Source organism: Streptomyces sp. NPDC026522 (assembly GCF_055567555.1).
Genome location: NZ_JBVHQF010000008.1, coordinates 181,748 through 200,986 on the forward strand (window position 1 = coordinate 181,748; position 19,239 = coordinate 200,986).

A 19,239-nucleotide genomic window follows, 5' to 3' on the forward strand; every position below is an offset into this window, starting at 1 on the left:
GGCGTCCGATGCCGATCAACGTGCCCGTCATCGACGGACGTTCGTACCAGGACCTGCTGAACGAGGCCGTCGCCCGCATCCCGGTGCACACGCCGGAGTGGACGAACTTCAACCGCAGCGACCCCGGCATCACCCTGGTCGAGCTGTTCGCGTTCATGACGGACAGCCTGTTGTACCGGGTGAACCAGATCCCCGAGCGCAACCGCCGCAAGTTCCTGTCGTTGCTGGGCGTTCCGCTCCGGCCCGCGGTGCCGGCGCAGGGCATCGTCACCATCGACAACGAGCGGGCGTCGCTGGAGACGCTCACGCTCGACGCCGGTCTCGAAGTCACGGCCGGGCAGGTGCCCTTCCGTACGGATCTGGGCCTGGACGTGCTGCCGGTCGAGGGCCGGGCCTACTACAAGGAGCCGGTGACCCTCACCGACGACATGGCCGAGGTGTACCGCCGCTACTACGCGTCGTTCCTGCTGGACGCCGTGAACGGCACGCCGTCCGCCGATCTGGCCCCCTACCGCACGGCGCTGCTGGACGGTTCCGCGGCCGACGGTGTCGATCTGGTGTCCGGCACCGCCGACGGGTCGCTGTGGCTCGCCCTGTTCGCCCGCGGCGCCGACCGGGACAGCCTGGCCGCGGTACGGGCCGCGCTCGCCAACCGGACGCTCAGCGTCGGCATCGTCCCGGTGACGGGTGCGGCGGGCCGCGGGCCGGCGCGACCGAGCGCGAGCGGGACCGGCGCCCACGAGGACGTCGGCCACCTGGAGTTCGCCCTGCCGTCGGTGCCCGGGGACGGCACGCTGCCGACGGATCCGCGCCGCCGGGTGGCGCAGTACGCCGTGCGCGACGCCCGCGCCACGGGCGACGTCCTGACTGCCCCCGGTGTCGTGCAGGTGAGCCTGCCGGGGGTGGCGGGCCTCGGGCTGTGGAGCGGTCTGGAACCGGTCGAGAGCGGCGTCGACGACTTTCCGCCCGCCATCGACGACCCGCAGCTCGCCGCCCGGCTCGTGACGTGGCTGCGGATCTCGGCGCGCTCGGCCGCCCAGGCCCCGCTGCTCCGCGTCGACGTCAACGCCACCCCCGTCACCCAGCGGGCCCGCGCGGCGGGCGAGGTGCTCCCCGACGGCACCGGCCGGCCGGACCAGTCCGTCCGGCTGGCCCGGTCCCCGGTCATCCCCGGCTCCGTACGGCTGGCCGTCACCGAACCGGCCGCCGAGCCGGAAACCGTCCTGTGGGAGCCCATCGACGACCTGCTGGCCGCCGGGCCGGAGGTGCCGGTGCCCGACCTGCGGCTGCCGCCCGGCGCGGCGCCGGAGCCGACGGCGCCCTCCCGGGTGTTCTCGCTGGACGCCGAGGCCGGCGTGCTGCGCTTCGGTGACGGCGCGCACGGGCGCAGGCCCCCGCCGGAGGCGGTCCTGCGGGCCGACTACGACTACTGCGTCGGGGGCGCCGGCAACGTGGGCCCCGGCGCCATCGACGGGGGTCCGGCGCTGCCCGCCGGGTTCACCGCCACGAACCGGGTACGCACCTGGGGCGGGGTGGACGCCGAACCGGTCGACCAGGGTGAGAAGCAGGTCGCCAGCTACCTCCAGCACCGCGACCGGCTGGTCACCGCCGCCGACTTCGACACCGTCACCCGGCGGACGCCGGGGGTGGAGGTCGGCAGGGTCGAGGTGCTCAGCGCCTACGACCCGGGACTGCCGGGCGACCTGCCCGGGGGTGCGCCGGGCGCCGTCACCCTGCTCCTGGTGCCGCGCCGCGACCTGGACCAGCCGGAGGCCCCGCGCCCCGACGCGTTCTTCCTCGACGCGGTCTGCCGCCATCTCGACCAGCGCAGGCTCGTCACCACGGAACTCTTCGTGCGGGGCCCGGATTACGTGCCGGTCTGGGTGTCCCTGGGCATCGACGTGGTGCCGGGCGAGAGCGTCGCGGAAGTACGGGCCCGGGTGAACACGGCACTGGTGCGCATCCTTTCGCCCCTGCCGCTGGAATCCGGGCCGGGCCCGGCCGGCGGGCCGGCCGACTACGCCCACGCCGCGACGGGCTGGCCGCTGCGCACGGCCGTCACCAAGGTCGAGCTGGCCGCCTTCGCGACCCGGGTCCCGGGGGTACGGGTGGTGAACTCGGTCCTGCTGGGGGCGGGTACGGGCGCGGACAGCGACCGCGTCGAACTCACGGGCCTGCAACTGCCCCGGGCCGCCGGCGTGTCGGTGGTCCCCGGCGATCCGCTTCCGCTGGACCGGCTACGGGGGACGGTGGCGCGGCCCGCGCCCGGCGGGCCGCGCCGCATCCCGGTCCCCGTCGTCGCGGAGGGGTGCTGATGGACGCCAACGGCACCGGCCATTTCCTCTTCCTCGGCGAGGCGGACTGGGGACGCTGTCATGGAGCGGAGGACGGCCCGTCGCTGGCCGAGCTGTGGGCGGCGGGCGCGGACGCGGCGGTCGTGTACGACACGCAACGCGACGACCTGACGCTGCGGCGCCTGCCCTTCGTCTTCCCGTCCAAGGGTGCGGCGGTGCTCGGCCCGGCCGACCGGCGCGGAGCCGCCCGGGACCGCTACGGCACCTGGTACTGGATCGACCCCACCCGGCGCGGTCTGCTGGTCAACTCTGCGGGCAGTGGCGCCACCACCGCCTTCTGGCCCCCGGACGGGCCGGCGGCCCAGCCGTGCGCGGGCCCGGTGACGGGCTTCGAGCCGGTGGCCCCCGCCGCGCCCGCCACCCCGCAGGAGCTGGCGGGGGCGGCCGTGACCGAGGACGGCTACCTGGTCGTCGGTGGCACCGAACCGGCCGGGCTGCTGGTCTTCGACCTGCGCTCCGGCGGACCGCCGGACTTCCTGCCCTGGCCGGACACCGTGCCGTTCGCCCCGTTCGACCTGGCGGCCCGGGCGGGCGGAGGCGTGTACGTACTGGACCGCGAACACCACCGGTACTGGGAACTGGACCGGGCGTTCCAGCTGGTGCGCCACCGGCCCGAGCCCCCGCCGCACACCGCGTCAGGCGGCTTCGAGACCGTCGGCCCCGACCCGGGCCCGGATCCGGCGCAGCCGTGCCCGCGGCCTCGGCCGGTCACCGCCGACGACGCCACCGGGCTGGACGCCGGAACCGACCCCGTCGCCCTCGACGCGACCGCCGACGGCACCGTGCTGCTCCTGTTCCGCGCCCCGGTGGCGGGAGCGTCCACCGTGCGCGCGTACCGGCACGGCGCCCCGACGGGTCCGCCGGTGGCCACCGAAGGGCCCGGCGGTGCGCCGCTGGTCGCCGGGCACGACCTGGCGCTGCTGCCGGGGCCGGCCGGCGCCCGGTACCGGCTGTTCGTCGCCGACGCCGCCGGTGACCAGGCGTTCGAGTTCGCCCTCGACCTGACCGGCCCCACGATCCGCCTCGAACCGGTCGAAACCTACTGCCCGATGCGCCTTTTCGGCGGGAAGGGTCTCGTATCCGCCGGAGGCGAGGTCCATTACGACTTCGCCGACCGGTGGCTGCCGCTGGCCGCCCTGCCGCACCACCGGTACACGGGTGCCGGCACCGTCGTCACCGGGCGGCTCGACTCCGGCGAACCCGGCTGTGTATGGCACCGCCTCCTCCTGGACGCCTGCCTGCCGCCCGAAACGGGGCTGCGGGTCTTCAGCTCGGCCGCCGACCACCCCGGCGACCTCGAACTCGCCGTGGACTGGGCCGCCGAGCCGGTGCCCTACCCGCGCGGGGACGGCACCGAGCAGCCGTACGCCCGCACCGGCGGATACCGGACCTGGGAGCTCGCCTTCCAGCACGCCACCGGCCGCCATCTGCGGCTGCGCCTGGAGTTGACGGGAAACGGGCGCGCCACGCCCCGCGTCCGCGCGCTGCGTGCCTACTGTCCGCGTTTCTCGTACCTGACGCACTACCTGCCGGCCGTCTACCGGTCCGATCCGGCCTCCGCCTCGTTCCTCGACCGTTTCCTGGCCAACTTCGAAGGCGTGTTCACCTCCATCGAGGACCGGATCGCGGCCGTCCAGGCGCTGTTCGACCCGCGCAGCACCCCGCCGGAGGCCGTCGACTGGCTCGGCCGCTGGTTCGAACTGGCCATGGACCCCGCCTGGGACGAGCCGAAGCGGCGCCTGATGGTGCGGCACGCGATGACGTTCTTCCAGTGGCGGGGCACGGTGCGCGGCCTGCGGACGGCACTCGCCCTGGCCATCGAGGACCGGGCGGACGAGAGCCTGTTCTCGGACACCCCGAGCCGGTGCGCGCTGCGCACCCGGATCGTCGAGCGGTACCAGGGCCGGCGCACCGGCGGTGCCTGGCGGCCCCCGGCGGGGGCCGACGCGCTGCACCGCCTGTACGCCGACGCGCTGCGCGCCGCGGGGATCGCGGCGCCCGAGGACACCCGGTTCCCCCTCCGGCCCCCCGGGCCCGGCGACGAAGCGGCCGCGGCGGTCTGGCACACGGTGGCGTTGGAGGCGCTCGGGTTCCTGCCCGAGCCGGACCGGGCCCCGGCCTGGCGGGACTTCCTGTCCCGCCGCTACCCGAGGCCGGCCGCGCTGAACGCCGCGTACGGACTGGGCGGCGCCGCCGCGATCACCTCCTACGACCAGGTGCTCCCACCCGCCGGGTTGCCCGCGCGCGAACCGGCCCTGACGGACTGGTTCGAGTTCCAGAGCGTGGTGCTGCCGAGGGCCCGCACCGCGCACCGGTTCAGCGTGCTGCTCCCGGTGCCCGCCGGGGCCGGCCCGGGGGACGTCGATCCGCGGGCCGGCGCGGCCGCCCGGGCCGCGCAGGCCGAGCTCGTACGCCGGGTCGTGGAGCTGGAGAAGCCCGCGCACACGGTGTTCGACGTGCGGTTCTACTGGGAGGCCTTCCGGCTGGGCGAGGCCCGGCTGGGTCTGGACAGCCTGGTGGATCTCGGCAGCCGTTCGCCGAACCTGCTGACCGAGGCCGTACTCGGCCGTTCGTACCTGGGCGAGAGCCTGCTCACCGACCCACTGACCCACCGGAGGTGCCCGTGAACCGACGTCGTGAAAGGAGTGGGTGCCGGTGACGACGTTCGCGCCCTGCAGGTCGACGACGGCAGGCAAGGACCCGGCGAAGCGGGTGAACTACACCTACGGCATGGTGCTGGGGGTCGACGACTTCACCCAGGAGTTCAGCTACCTGTCCGCGAAGGACCGCTCGCTGGCCCGGGCCGTCGCGGGCTACGGCACCGTTGCGGGCCTGCGCACCGAGTACGAGAAGACCTACGAAGGTACGCCCCGGGGGCCCCGGCTGTCGGTCGGCCCCGGGGTCGCGCTGTGCCCCTCCGGCCGATTCGTCCACGTCCGGCCGGCCCAGTGCGCGTACCTGGTGGAATGGCTCGCCGCGCACCGGGCCGAGGTGGTCGCCGCACTCGGCGGTACGAGCGGGACGCTCGGGCTGTACGCGGTGCTCCGGCACGCCGAGTGCCTCACCGACGCGGTGCCCGTTCCCGGCGAGCCGTGCCGCACGGAGGACCAGCTGACGGCACCTTCCCGGGTGCGCGACGACTTCCGGATCGAACTGCGGTTCAGCGCTCCCGGCCAGCGCGAGGAGGAGGCGGTGCGGCGGTTCGTCGGATGGCTGCGCCGGGTGCCCGTGGTGGACGGGGCCGGAACGACCGAGCGGGACTTCCGCACCGCGCTGCTCGCCGCCTCCGGCGTGAACGCGGCGGCGGTGCAGCCCTGTCCGCCGTTGGCCGGGTTCTTCCCCGCGGCGCCGCCGGCCGGTCTCGGTATCCCGCGGGCCGGGCTCGGCCCGTACCTGCGCACCGCGTGGCGGATCTGGGTGACCGAGCTGCTGCCGTGCTGGCGTCCGTCGCTGTCGGGCTGCGGCTGTGGCTGCGACGGCGGCCCGGGCGACGCCGATGCCGACGCGGACTGCGTGCTGCTCGCCGGGGTGAGCGTCGACGTCGCCTACGACGCGGTGGGCGACCGGCTGCTCGTCGGGCCGCACGAGGTGGGCATCGACGAGTCCCACCGCCCCTACCTGGTGCATTCGCGCTTCCTCCAGGAGCAGTTCCTGACCGAGGCGGCTCCCGTCGCACCGGTGGCGCTCGTACGTGCCCCGCAGCCGCCCGCGGTGGTGGCGGGCGGCCGGTTCGATGCCGAGGGCGGGGCCGCGGCGCCGCCGCAGTTCTCCTACGGGGGGCTGCGGCCGGTGCTGCGGGACGCCGCGGCGGGGGTGTTCGACCTGGTCTTCGACGGCTACGACCCGGGGGCGGACTACGTGGTCACCGGCTCGGTGACGGTGGCACCGGCCGCGGGGACGCACGTGGTGGAGACGGTGACCGACGGGCCGGGCCTCGCCGTACGGATCCGCCGCGCATCCGGCCGGGCCACCGAGATCCAGGGCTTCCAGCTCCAGATCACCCGGTTCGAGGGGGGTGGCGCGTGAGCTCCGGCAGCTCCGGCGCCCACGCGGTGGACGCGCCCGTCGCCACCGATGTCCGGACCGTCAACTTCTTCAACGGCCGGCTGCTCACGGCCGAGGACCTGCGCCGCGAGCAGGACGCCAACCAGCGGCTGCGGGAGCGGCTCGGGCTGGCCGTCGGCGACGGCGTGGTCACGGGCTTCGAGGTGTCCTTGCCGCTCGCCCCGGGCCCGCCGCTCGCCCCGGTTGCCGGCACGCCGGTGGTGAAGGTGTCCGCGGGTGTGGCCGTGAACCGGCGGGGCAGAGCGGTGGAGCTGCAACGGGACACCCTCGTCACCCTGGCCCGGCGCGGCGAGCCGGGCACGCCGGCCACCGGAGGGGCCGGCCCGTGCGGCGGCGGTGACTTCGCGCCCTGCTCGGGTGCGGACCAAGGCGTGCCGTTCACCCTGTCCGGCGTCCATCTGCTGACGGTGGCGCCGTCCGCCACCTCCATCGGCCGCGCGCCGGTGAGCGGTCTGGGCAACGAGGCCGCCCGCTGTGCGACCGACGCCTGCGCCGACGGCGTCGAATTCCGGGCGCACCACCTCGACCTTGACCCGGAGCTGGTGGCCGGCCCACAGGTGCGCAACCGGCTGGCGCACCTGATGTTCGGCACGTCCGATCCCCGGCGGTCGCGCCTGGAACGGGACCCGTTCGGCGCCGGCGCCGGTCCGTACGGCCTCCTCGACGACCTGCGGGAGACGTCGCTGTGCGCCGAGGAGGTGCCGCTGGCCTGCGTCCTGTGGACGCCCGGGCCCGGCATCCGGTTCGTCGACCAGTGGTCGGTACGCCGCCGGGTCGTGCGCGGCTCCGCGTCGGCCGGGTGGAGCGACGCGGTGGGCGAGCGGCTGCCGGCGGAGGGCGAGGCCGCGTTCTTGCAGTTCCAGGAGGAGCTGGCCGATCTGGCGGCGGGCTCGGCGGGGCCACCGGTCGCCATCGCCGCACGGGACCGGTTCCGGCACTTGCCGGCCGCCGGCCTGGTGCCGCTGGCGGGCTCCCGCACGTCGCGGGGCTTCGACGCCCTGCGCTTCTTCGCCGGGATGACCACCCGCCCCGCGATGGAGGACCGGGATCCCGTCTTCATCGACGGGGCGCGTGCGCAGCGGCTGCTGCGGATGTCGTACGTCCATCCGCCGATCGACGTGAGCGGCGGGGAAGTGGTGCGGGTCTACCAGGTGCGGCAGAACGGCGCCGAGCCGGCCGCGCAGCCGGCGCTCCTCTTCGCCTGCGGTTTCCTGCCGTACCTCGCCGACGGTCAGTACGACCTGTCACGTCTCGACTTCGCCAATTACGCGCTGCGGCTGGCGTGAAAGGAGACTCCGATGAGTCCGATCCATTTCGACCGGGTAGAGCCCGGCGACCTCATCACCGCGCGCTTCGTCAACCGCATCCTCGACCAGCTCGAACGGATGCAGGCGGAGATCGACGAGATCAAGGGTGCCGACAAGAACGTCCCGGTCATCACCGGCCGCTCACCGCTCGGGGACATCACGGTCCCCAGTGAACTGACGTTGCTCGGGCGGAACTTCCTGATCCCCGTCAACCAGAACACGGTGACGATCGACGGCACCGTGTCGATCACCGGTTTCCTGGTCGGCTCCAACGACACCCGGCTCATCTTCGACGTTCCGCCGACCATCGCCGGGCTGCCGAAGGACGTCGAGATCAAGGTCACCAACCGCTACGGCTCGGACAGCACCACCGTTCGCCTGGTCCCGGACCAGACCGTGACCGGCCAAATGGTGATCACCGACAGCACGGGTGACCTCGGGGAGGCCATCCAGACGGGCCACACCTACCTCTTCACCTTCCAGCTCGACTCGCAGACCAACATCGCGGAGACCTACGAGGTCGCCCCCCGCTTCACCAACGCGCAGGGCGCCGCCGTGTCCGCGTGGCAGTCCCAGGCCGTACTGGTCGGCAGCTCACCGGTGACGATCCGTCCCGGCACGCCGACGACGGTGGGGGTGCGGGTCACGGTCCCCGCCGGCGCGACCAGCGTGGACTTCGCGCTCGCCGTCGCCGCCCAGCACAGCACCGACCCCGCGCTCCACCGCACGTCGGCGGTACGCACGCTCGCGGTGGGTCAGCAGCAGAAGCCCAGCGACCCCCGGACCACGCTCACCCTCGCCAGCCTCCCGCCCGGCAACGTCCGCAAGGCCACCATCGACGGGAACGAGGGCATCGAGATCCAGTACAACACGCACGGCCCGGTCCCGGTCCGCGTGGAGTTCTCCGTCACCGGCAGGTACCGCTACGAGGCGGAGATCGAGAACGCGGGGGCCCTGTGGGACATCGGGACCCCGGTCCCGGCGCAGGCGGAGGAGACGGCGGGGCAGTTCAGGAAGGTCAGCACGGAGCTGACCAGCCGCATCACCGCCGCGTCCGCCGAGCAGCGCTTCATGGTGGTCCGTGCCATCAAGCTCAAAGCGGACGGCACCGAAGACTTCCGGTCCTACACGCGGTTCCCCATCCGCGGTTTCTCCGTCTGATCCCCCGAAAGGAACGCGCATGGCGGAACGGCTGTGTTTCCCCGACAACGATCCGGTCCTCGGCAATCCGACGCTGGACGGATTCACCGGGATCGAGGACACCGGGATCGTGACCACCGAGTCGGAACCCGGGTACGGTCTCGGCGCGCGCTACGTCTACGAGAACGGCTCGGCGCTGCCCGACGTCATCCTCCAGGGCGTCAAGCACGTGGCCGCCGACTTCATCGACCTCTCGTTCTTCGTACGGTTCGACAGCAATTTCGCCGACGAGGACGTCATCGTCATCGCCCTGCGCGACAGGTTCGCCACGGCCACGCACGGGCCGAACTGCCGGCGGATCGACATCCACCCGGTCCACGACGGCATCGGGGCCGGCCCGGCCGGCAGCACGGACCCGGGAGACCACCCCAGCGTCCCCACCGGATGGCCGGACAGCTCGGCCTACAACATCAGGACCAACCGGCCCCCGGCCGCGGTGGCGTGCTGGAAGGGCGTGACGGGCGGCGGCTGGGAGTCCGTCCCGACACCCGCGGGTCTCGGCGTGAAGGTCCGCTCCTGGCAGCCGCCCGTTCCGGCCGGCGCCCCCCGGGAGAACGCGTGGAGCGTCGAGGTGCGGATCCCGGCCCGCAGCGGATCGGAAGGGGTGCCGGCTGACTGGCTCGACCTCTCCTACTCGTTCGGCCTGTACACCAATGTGATCCGGGTCGACACGGCCCTGCACTTCCCCGGGCCGCCCGCGGACGGGTTCTTCAGCAACCAGTTCACCTGGCCCAGCGAGCGCACCCCGGCCCTGCCCGACCGCTGGCTCACCGGCAACCTCAACGACAGCGCCGCCACGCTGGTCGACCCCGCCTGGTACGGCGAGGCGGTCATCCCCGCCTACACCTGCCCGCCCGGCACCGACGTCTGCCGGGGCGTGAAGTTCGTCGCCGGGCCGTCGGGGGACGCCTGGACGAGCATCGGTGTCCGCCAGGCCGGCTCCGGCGCGCCCGGCAGCCAGATCGACGGCTCCCCCGGGGCGACGAACACCCTCGTCGCCCTGATCCAGAACGACAGCACGGGCCCGGGCGGCGACGCCCCGCGGGTCACGGCGGAGTTCCGGCTCGCGAACTGGGGCCTCGGCTCGCCCGACTTCGCGGCCTGGAACAAGATCGCGACGGCTCCCGGACCCAACCCGACCACGGCGAAGGACGTGCCGCACGGCACCACCTCCCTGGAGCTGAGCACCGACTGGGTGCTGACCGCCGCCCAGCGCGCCCAGTACAAGAACCACGAGCACCAGTGCATGTGGGTGCAGCTCGACTCGGCCGGCCACGGGCCGCTGACCGTCACGAACGCCTCGAACGCCACCCCCATCGAGGTGACCACCAGCACGCCCCACGGCCTGCTCAGCGGCGACGTGGTCGTGATCACCGGGGTGGCGGGGAACACCGCGGCGAACAGCTCCGCGGCCCGCCCGGAGTGGTTCGTCACCGTCACCGGACCGACGGCATTCACCCTTGACGGCTCCAGCGGCAACGGCGCCTACAGCGGCGGCGGGCAGGCGGTGCATCCCGTCACGGTCAACTTCGTACAGGGCGGCATGCGCCGCAACATGGACTTCCAGAGCCTCTCGGCAGTGCGGCAGCCGGCGGAGATCAGTGGTGTCGGCTATCCGGCGCCACCGGACGGCTCCGGCGACCACCGCTTCGTCCTGCGCGAGAACGTCCGCCGGTTCATGTTCTACGACCTCACCGGCAGCGATCGCGGCGCGCAGGTCGACGCCGCGATGCTGCGGCGCCGGGACGCCCCGGAGGAAGGGGAGGGCCCGCAGCTGCGGGCCACCTGGACCTGGATCGTCCAGGGCCACCGGGACACCGGCAAGACCCTCCGGATCCGCGGCAAGGACTTCCGCGTCTTCGACCAGTCGCCCGGTACGTTCGGCTACGTCGCCCAGCACGACGGGCCGGAGACGGACGACCTGTCCTCCGGCCTCTCCGGTGCCGGGATGACGCGGTTGCGTCCCGGCGTCTACCAACTCCCCGTACCGGACGGCGGCACGGTGACCATCGACACGATCGTCGCCGCCGGCAAGACCGGCTGCGAAGCGGAGACCAACTGGCTGAAGCGGTTCCTGTGTCTGATCTTCTACTGGCTGTCCCACCGCCGCCCGTGACCGGCTTCCCGCACACCCTGATCGGCCGGGCGCGGTTCACCGCGGTGCTGCGGGACACAGCCGTGCCCGCCCTGCCGCAGGCCTCGCTCGTCCGGGCCCGGCTGCGCCCGGACGGGCTCGGCCCGTCGGCCGTCCTAGTGGTCCGGCGCCTCGCCGACCCGCGCCCCGGCACCCTGCCGCTCGGCGGCACCGGCCCGGCGCCGGAACTCTGGGAGCGGGCCGCGGTCTCGGAACTCGACCGGTTGCTACGGCATGCCGCCCGGCCGGCCCGGGAGCCGGTGCCGGCCGGCGCCGGGGCGGTGCTCTTCGCCGACCGGTCCGAACTGCTGGCGGCTATGGCCTCGGACTGGCTGGCCGGCGACCTCGTGGACCGGTGGTGGTGGCAGCTGCTGACGTCGCGGGCGCCCTCACCCGGGCACGCGGTGCGCCGCGTCTGGGAGGACGCGGCCCGGTACGTACCGGCCGCGCTCGGGCAGCTCGCCGAGCGCGGCCGGGCCGCGGCCTTCGCCGGCGCGCTGCCTGATGCCGGCGCCGCGCGCCTCGCGAGCGCCGCCGCCGCCGCCTTCGGAGCTCCTGACGGGCCGGCTCCGAAGGCGCCGGGGCCGGCCCCGGCCGGGCGCGGCCCTGGGCCGGGCGGGTCGCAGCTGTCCGGCGGGCCGGCCGGGCCGCCCTGGAGCGGCTGGGCCCACGAGGCGGCTGCCGCGCCCGCCGGAACGGGCGGGCGGCTGCTGCTCGGCGCCGGTCTCGGGCTGGTCCGCGCACCGGCCGCCGCCGCGCGGCCGGAGTTCTGGGCGGCGGTGGGCGAGTGGGCCCGGCAGGCCGCGCCGCAGCCCCGGCGGTACCGGGACGAACAGCCGCCGTCCGGGCGGGCGGACCGCCCCGGCGCGTCCCGGCCCCGTGGCGCCGGCCACACCCCGCCCGGTAACGGTCCGGATGCGCCCGTACCCGGCACGACGCCGCCCCGGCCGTCCCCCGGCACCGGGCCGGACGGCCCGCACCCCAGCCACCGGCCCGCCACGTCACGGCGGCCCGGCCCGGTACCGGACCGGCGGCGCGAGCCCCCACCGGACCTCGCCGGCCCCCCTGCGGCGCCCGGGGAGACGGGGGCGGCGCGCCGGTCCGCCCCGCCCGCGTCCGGGCCGGCGCCGGAAGCACCCGGGCCCGCCGCCGAGTTCGTGGACACCTCGTACGGCGGGCTGTTCTACCTGTTGAACCTGGCCCTGTACCTCGGTCTGTACGGCGACTTCAGCACGCCCGGCGAGCCCGGCATCGAGCTGCACCCCTTCGACCTGCTGGCGTTGCTCGGCACCGACCTGCTGAGCGACCCCGACCCGGCCGACGGGATCTGGCCGTTGCTGGGCGCCCTGTCCGGCCGGACCGGGCGGGCCGAGGCGGGCGCGGGCTTCGAACCGCCGGACGACTGGCGCGTGCCGGTGCAGTGGCTGGCCCCGTTCGACGACCGCGACGGCGGCGCCGCGTGGCTCTGGTCGTCGGCGCACGGGAGGCTCCGCGTACGGCACCCGGCGGGCTTCACCGTCCTGGACGCCGCGCTGCGGGTTCCACCGCCCGAAGGACGGTGGCCCGGGCACGGGCCGTCCGGGGCCGACCGGAGACGGCGCTGGCTGTCGGCCCTCGGCGACTACGCGCGGGCCCGGCTGGCACTCGCCCTCGGCCATCCGCCGGACACCGTCGCCGACCGGGTCGTGCGGCATCGCGCCAGGGTGTTCGTGACCCCGGTCCACGTGGACGTCTCGCTGTCGCTGGACGCCCTGCCGGTGGAGGTGCGCATAGCCGGGCTCGACCGCGACCCGGGCTGGCTGCCGGCCGCCGGACGCGCGGTCTCCTTCCGTTTCGGCTGACCGCCCGCACCGGTCGGCCCTGCCCACGACCCACGCGTACGCCACCCACGGGACACACCGGAGGCAGCAGCTATGGCGCGACGATGTCTGGACCCGTTCTCCGGCCGCCCGCACGAGGCCCGGGAACACTTCCGGCTGTACTTCTACGCGGCCGTACTCACGTTGCGGGACCTCGCCCTCGGCACGACCGCCGTGCCCGCCGACCACTTCCTGGCCGGGTATCTCGCCGAGTTGCGCGGCACACCGCTGGACGGACTGCCGCCCGCGAAGGCCCGCCGGGAGTGGCAGCGCCGGCTGGCGGACTGGGAGGAAGCCGCGCCGGTCCGGCTGCCGCTGGCCGAGCTGCGCGAAACCCTGGGCGTGGGACCGGAGGCCCTCGTACAGCTCTTCGTCCTGGGCCTGACCGAGGAGGACCCCCGGTTCGGCGCCCTGTTCGCAGCCCTCAACAGCGCTCCCGACGGGACGCCCGGCCTCACCCGGCCCACCACCGAGCTGCTCACCGGGTGGGGGACGGACGCGGACGACCGCGCCCGCGCCCGGCGCGACCTCGGCGTCCTGCTGGCGGCCGGCCTGGCCGAGGCGCCCGGCAGCACCGATCCGCAGGGACGGCAGGCCCTGCGGCCGCATCCGCTGCTGTGGCCGGTCGTCCGGGGGGAGGCCCCCGGCCCGCTCATGCAGTGGGCCCGGCACGAGCCGGCCGACCGGCTGCCCGCCGCCGGCTCGCTCATCCTGGCGCCGGCGCTGCGCGACCGGGTGCAGGCGGTCCCGGCCGTGCTCACGTCCGGCGGCGCCGCTCTGGTCCTGCTGCGCGGTGCCCCGTCCAGTGGCCGGGGCACGATCCTGCGCTCGGTCGCCCGCGAACTGGGCCTGGCCGCGCTGGACCTGGCCGAGCTGACGGACGCCGATGACGCGCGGTGGACCACGGCCGGCCTGCTCGCCACCTTGCTGCGCGCCTTCCCCCTGGTCACGCTGGATCCGGCGCCGGGCGAAGCGGTGCGGGTGCCGGGCCTGCTGCCCGGTTACCGCGGACCGGTAGGCGTCAGGATGCCGGCCCACGGTGGCCTGCAAGGGCCGGCCGCCGCCTCGGCCGTCACGCTCACCACGCAGCTGCCCGGCCCGGACGCGCGGGCCCGGCACTGGGCGGCGGGGCTCGCGGGATTCCCCGCCGAGGACCCGGGGGCGCTCGCGCGCGGGCACCGGCTCGGCGGCGGCACGATCCGCCGAGTGGCCCGGCTCGCCGTCGCCGAGGCGCTCTCGGCCGGCCGCCGGTCGGTGACGGCGTCCGATGTGGCCGTCGCCAAACGGGCCGTGCACGCCGAACAGCTCGACACCCTGGCGACCCGGCTGCCGGCGGGTGGCAACTGGTCGGACCTGGTGGTGAACGCGCGCGTCCGCGACGAGCTGGTGCTGCTCGAACGCCGGTGCCGGGCGCGGGAGATCCTGCCTTCGGTGCTGCCGCGGACCTTCGGGACCGGTTTCGGCGCGGGGGTACGGGCGCTGTTCACCGGGCCGAGCGGCACGGGCAAGTCGCTGGCCGCCCGGCTGCTCGGGGCCGCCCTCGGCAAGGAGGTCTACCGGTTGGACCTGTCCACGGTGGTCAACAAATACCTGGGTGAGACGGAGAAGAACCTCGACCGCGTCCTCGGTCGGGCCGAGGCGCTGGATGTGGTGCTGCTGATGGACGAAGGCGACGCGCTGCTCACCCGCCGCACTGACGTGCGCAGCTCCCACGACCGCTACGCGAACCTGGAGACCGACTACCTCTTGCAGCGCCTGGAGTCGTTCGAGGGGATCGTGGTCATCACGACCAACGCGCAGGACAGCATCGACGACGCCTTCGAGCGCAGGCTCGATGTGGTGATCGACTTCGCCGCCCCGGGGCCGGCCGAACGGCTCGCCATCTGGAATCTTCACCTGCCCCGTGAGCACGGCGTCGCCGAGCCGTTCCTGCACGACGTGGCGGCCCGGTGCGCGCTGACCGGAGGTCAGATCCGCAACGCCGTGCTGCACGCCGCGGTGCTGTCGGTCGACCCGGTGCCCGGGGCGGCGCCGCCGGGGGGCCATCGGCTGTCCACGGCCGTGCTGGAGGCGGCCGTGCGCAGGGAGTACCGCAAGTCCGGCGAGGTGTGCCCGCTGCGGACGGTGGCGGCCGGTGCCTAGCGCGGCGCCGGGGCCGGCGCTCCAGCGGCGCCGGCCGGAGCGCCCGCCGGTCAGGTTGTCGCCGGCCGCGGTGGCGCCGCCGCAGGCGATGGCCCCCGCCGTCCGCCGGGCCCTGACGTCCTCCGGGGCGGGCCGGCCGCTGCCGCTGGAGATCGCCGGCCCGCTGGGCAGCCGCCTCGGCGTCGACGTGGGCCCGGTCCGCCTCCACGACGGCGCGTACGCCGCGGCCGCGGCGGCGCACTACGGTGTCCGGGCCTTCACCTGGGGAACCCACGTCTTCCTCGGCCGGGGGCAGCGGTCCACCGACCTCGGGCTGCTCGCCCACGAGGTCAGTCACGCGATCCAGCAGGGCGGCGGGCCGGCCGTCCAGCTGTTCGACGGGCCGCACGGCGACCTCGAAGGCGAGGCGCGGCGGGCCGCCGGCGCGGTGGTGCGCGGTGAGCGGGTGACCGTACGCGGTCGCACCGGCCCGTCGGTCCAGCGCGAGGAGCGGCCCTGGTACGCGGGGGCGCTGGGCGCCGTCGCCGACGCCGGTGCGTCCGCCCTGGCGTCCGCGCTCGGCTTCGTCAAGGAGCGCGCGCACTCACTGCCCGGCTACGACCTGCTCGGCTTCGTCCTCGGCCGGGACCCGGTCACCCAGCAGCCGGTGGAACGCGGCGCGGTGAACCTGGTGCGCGGCGTCCTCGGCCTCGTACCGGGCGGGACGGCGCTGTTCGACAACCTCCAGCAGGCCCGGGTGCTCCAGCGGGCCTACGAGTGGCTCACCGCCGAGTCCGCCGGGCTCGGCTTGACCTGGGTGTACGTCCGGGGCCTCGTCGAGCGCGCCGTTGCCGCCGTCTCCGTCACCGACCTGCTCAGCCCGGCCCGGCTCTGGGAGAAGCTGCGCGAGGTCTTCGGGCCGCCGCTGCGCCGGCTCACCGAGTTCGCCGCGGCCGCGGGCCGGAAGGTGGCGGAGTTCGTCTTCGAGGGCGCGCTGGCGCTGGCCGGTCCGGCGGGCCAGCAGGTACTGGCGGTCTTCCGGCGGATCGGCGCGGCCTTCGGCCTGGTGGTCGCCGACCCGGTCCGGTTCCTCGGCAATCTGCTGAGCGCGGTGATGGGCGGCTTCCGCAAGTTCGGTTCGAACATCCTCCAGCACCTGCGGACCGGCATCTTCGAATGGCTGGTCGGGACGTTGCGCGGCACGGTGCAACTGCCCACGCGCTGGGACTTCGCGGGCGTCCTCGGGCTGATCCTGCAGATCCTCGGACTCACCTACTCCGCCCTGCGGTCCGTACTCGTGGAGATCATCGGCGAGCGGTCCGTCCGCTACGTAGAGGAGGCGTTCGACTTCCTGCGCGGCGTGGTGACCCGGGGCCTCGCCGCCGCCTGGGACAAGATCAAGGAGTTCGCCGGGAACCTCGCCGACACCGTGCTCCAGGGCATCCGCGACTGGGTGACCCGGTCGGTGGTCGGCGCGGCCCTCACCAAGCTGGTCACCCTGTTCAATCCGGTCGGTGCGGTGATCCAGGCGGTCATCACCACCTACAACACGGTGATGTTCTTCATCGAGCGGGCCCAGCAGATCGGGCGGCTGCTCCATTCGGTCCTCGACTCGGTGGAGTCCGTCGCACGCGGCAACACCGCCGCCTCCGCCGACTTCGTGGAGCGCACCCTCGCCGACACGCTGCCGGTGATCCTCGGCTTCCTGGCCAGGATGGTCGGTCTCGGCAACGTCGCCGAACCGGTGCGGCGGGTGATCGGCACGGTGCGCACGGCGATCCTGAACGCCGTGCGGCGGGTGGCCCGGTGGATCGCGGACCGGGTAGGCGGTCTGCTCGGGCGGGCGTTGGGCGGTCCGGCCGCGACGGCGGACAGCGCGCAGGGCCGACTGCGGCAGGGGCTGGCCGCGGCCGCGGCCGCGCTCGCGCGCTTCGGCGGTACCAGGGTGGACGCGGCGGTGCTCCGTCCGCTGCTCGGGGTGATCAAGCTCCGCTACGGGATGCGGGACCTCGACGTCGTGCCGCGGGACGACTTCTGGGCCGTCCGCGGGGTGGTGAACCCGACGGACGAGCAGCAGACCGCCATCCGGATCTCCGGGTCCGGCCAGCCGCGCCCGCACGTGGTACCGGGCCAGCAGGTGCACTGCGAGCTGCCCGCCGACAAGAAGAACGGAAGGGTGGTCGACGTCGTCGAGGTGAACGGCGACTGGTTCATCAAGTACCGGCTGCCGGGCGGCGCCGGGAGCGGACTGGTCCTGGCGCGCGCCTACCACCCTGGGGAGAACCCGCCCAGGCCCGCCTACCGCCTCGCGAGCGAGGAGGAACCGGTCTTCGACACGCCGGTCCTCGCGGGCGGCAAGGCGCTGCTGGTCCGGGGGCGCCCGCTGCGCTGGAAGCAGGGCGGCGGCGAAGGGCCCAGGGAGCACCCCGTCGGCTGGGACAGGCTGCGCGACGGCAGGAAGAACGCCGACTGGAGCCGGACCCACCTGATCAGCGGAAGTATGGGCGGCCCCGGCGCCGCCTGGAACCTGGTTCCGACGCCGAGCGAGGTCAACAACCCGGGGCTCTACCGCGGTCACGAGGTGAAGGTCCTGGAGGCGGTCCGGGCCGGCGAAATGCTGTGGATGCGGGCCGATGTGGACTACTACGCCGACAGTGAGGGAGGCGCATTGGGACGGGCATCCGATTTCGCGAAGCGGATCAGGATCACCTTCGGTGAGGCCGAGGGGGAGGGAACGAACTGGACGGACAAGGCATTGACGGGCAAGGCGAGTTACCAGGTGCGGCTGCCCCGCGTCGAGGAGATCGAGCCCGGCCGGACGGCCGGCTGATGCGCCCGGACCCGGCCGCACCGCTGGTGTCCTGTGTGATGCCGACGTACAACCGGCGGCGGTTCGTGCCCCAGGCGATCCGGTACTTCCGCCGCCAGGACTATCCCGCCCGGGAGCTCGTGGTGCTCGACGACGGCTCCGATCCCGTGGCGGACCTGATGCCGGCGGACGACCCGCGGGTCCGCTACGTACGGCTCGACGGGCGGCACACCATCGGCGCCAAGCGAACCATCGGGTGCCGGGAGGCCCGGGGTGACCTCGTGGTGCACTGGGACGACGACGACTGGATGTCGGACCGGCGGCTCTCCCGCCAGGTCGCCGCCCACCTCGCGCTGGACGTGGACGTTTCGGGCCTGCGGACCGTGCTGTACCTCGACACCTCGGCCGGCGGCGAGTGCTGGCAGTACGTGCATCCGGACGCCGGGCGCCCCTGGGTGTTCGAACCGACCTTCTGCTACCGGCGCGAGGTCGCGCTGGCCCGCCCGTTCCCCGACCGGGACATCGGTTCGGGAACGCGCTGGCTGGCGTCCCGTCCCGGAATCCGGGTCGGTGCGCTCGCGGACCCGTCCTTCTACGTCGGCATCATCCATCCGGACAACGTCGCGCCCAAGGACACGTCGAGCAGCTCCTGGCGACGCCGTCCGCGGCGGGAGTTCGCGGCTCTCCTCGGTGCGGACTGGTCGCTCTACGCGTGACCCACCCGTTCCCCGTTCCACTTGCGGAGCCGGGCCCCTCGCGACGCGGCTGCGCCGGGGACCGCCCGAGTCTGCCGGGCGGTCCCCGACGCGCTTGCCGTCGCCGGGAGGGGTTCGGGGGTCAGACGGCGGCCGACTGGCGGCCGGGCGTGTTGCACAGGGCCCAGATCACGAAGACGCCGATGGCGACCGAGATGAGCGCCCAGACCGGTGTGTAGGGCAGCCACATGAAGTTGATGATGATGCTGAATCCGGCGATGACCACGCCCGCCACGCGTGCCCAGGCCATTCTCTGGAGGAGTCCGACGCCGACGACGACGAGGAGGACGCCCAGGACGAGGAGGATCCAGCCCCAGGCGGTCAGGTTGAATTTGAAGACGTAGTGGCCCAGGCGTGCGTAGACGTCGTCTTTCGCGATGCCGGCGATGCCTTTGATGATGCCCAGGATGCCGTCTACGAGGAGGAGGACTCCTGCGAACATGGTGCCGCCGGCCGCCCAGGCGTCGCGGCTGCTGTGGAGATCGCTTCCGCGAGGCGCGCGTGCGGTGGGACCGGGGGTCGAAGGCTGTGCCACGACATGCTCCTTCATCGGGCGGTGCGCCGGAAGTGGCGCGGAACCAGCATCCGGCGGGGTCGGCTGCGGGGACATCCGGGCGCGTCCATTCGGGTGGCGG

Annotated in this window: 11 protein-coding genes; 10 read left to right on the forward strand and 1 reads right to left on the reverse strand. The window is 74.4% G+C overall.

Translation table 11 applies throughout. The features are described 5' to 3' along the window. Nucleotides 1-8 precede the first annotated feature (8 nt). The 10 genes from ACZ4M3_RS21950 (at nucleotide 9) to ACZ4M3_RS21995 (ending at nucleotide 18,565) form a co-directional block, all read left to right on the forward strand. Nucleotides 9-2,315: a baseplate J/gp47 family protein gene (locus ACZ4M3_RS21950; protein WP_467735058.1), complete on the forward strand. Its 2,307-nt coding sequence runs from the start codon at nucleotides 9-11 to the stop codon at nucleotides 2,313-2,315. Further along, the gene (locus ACZ4M3_RS21955) at nucleotides 2,315-4,981 is read left to right on the forward strand and encodes a phage tail protein (protein WP_467735059.1); all 2,667 of its coding nucleotides are present in this window, start codon (nucleotides 2,315-2,317) and stop codon (nucleotides 4,979-4,981) included. The genes ACZ4M3_RS21950 and ACZ4M3_RS21955 overlap by 1 nt, the downstream gene beginning before the upstream one ends. Before the next feature lie 28 nt (nucleotides 4,982-5,009). Next, nucleotides 5,010-6,380, forward strand: a complete 1,371-nt coding sequence (locus ACZ4M3_RS21960) for a hypothetical protein (RefSeq protein WP_467735061.1) — start codon at nucleotides 5,010-5,012, stop codon at nucleotides 6,378-6,380. Further along, the gene (locus tag ACZ4M3_RS21965; RefSeq protein ID WP_467735063.1) at nucleotides 6,377-7,705 is read left to right on the forward strand and encodes a hypothetical protein; all 1,329 of its coding nucleotides are present in this window, start codon (nucleotides 6,377-6,379) and stop codon (nucleotides 7,703-7,705) included. Before ACZ4M3_RS21960 ends, ACZ4M3_RS21965 begins: the two co-directional genes overlap by 4 nt. A gap of 12 nt (nucleotides 7,706-7,717) precedes the next feature. Then, a complete protein-coding gene (locus tag ACZ4M3_RS21970; protein ID WP_467735065.1) occupies nucleotides 7,718-8,887 on the forward strand; it encodes a hypothetical protein in 1,170 nt (389 codons plus the stop codon). Between the two features lie 19 nt (nucleotides 8,888-8,906). Then, nucleotides 8,907-11,042, forward strand: a complete 2,136-nt coding sequence (locus ACZ4M3_RS21975) for a hypothetical protein (RefSeq protein ID WP_467735067.1) — start codon at nucleotides 8,907-8,909, stop codon at nucleotides 11,040-11,042. Then, entirely contained in the window at nucleotides 11,039-12,901 is a 1,863-nt protein-coding gene (locus tag ACZ4M3_RS21980; protein WP_467735068.1) for a hypothetical protein, read from the forward strand. The genes ACZ4M3_RS21975 and ACZ4M3_RS21980 overlap by 4 nt, the downstream gene beginning before the upstream one ends. A gap of 72 nt (nucleotides 12,902-12,973) precedes the next feature. Beyond that, nucleotides 12,974-15,061 (forward strand): ATP-binding protein, encoded by a 2,088-nt coding sequence (locus ACZ4M3_RS21985; protein ID WP_467735070.1) that lies wholly within the window; start codon nucleotides 12,974-12,976, stop codon nucleotides 15,059-15,061. After that, a complete protein-coding gene (locus ACZ4M3_RS21990) occupies nucleotides 15,054-17,870 on the forward strand; it encodes an eCIS core domain-containing protein (RefSeq protein ID WP_467735072.1) in 2,817 nt (938 codons plus the stop codon). Before ACZ4M3_RS21985 ends, ACZ4M3_RS21990 begins: the two co-directional genes overlap by 8 nt. A 38-nt stretch (nucleotides 17,871-17,908) precedes the next feature. Beyond that, nucleotides 17,909-18,565 carry a glycosyltransferase family 2 protein gene (locus ACZ4M3_RS21995; protein WP_467735074.1) on the forward strand — a complete coding sequence of 219 codons (657 nt, stop codon included), beginning with the start codon at nucleotides 17,909-17,911 and terminating at the stop codon, nucleotides 18,563-18,565. 121 nt (nucleotides 18,566-18,686) lie between these two features. Here ACZ4M3_RS21995 and ACZ4M3_RS22000 read toward each other — a convergent pair whose 3' ends face one another. Then, nucleotides 18,687-19,139, reverse strand: a complete 453-nt coding sequence (locus ACZ4M3_RS22000; protein WP_467735076.1) for a DUF7144 family membrane protein — start codon at nucleotides 19,137-19,139, stop codon at nucleotides 18,687-18,689. Nucleotides 19,140-19,239: the final 100 nt, after the last annotated feature.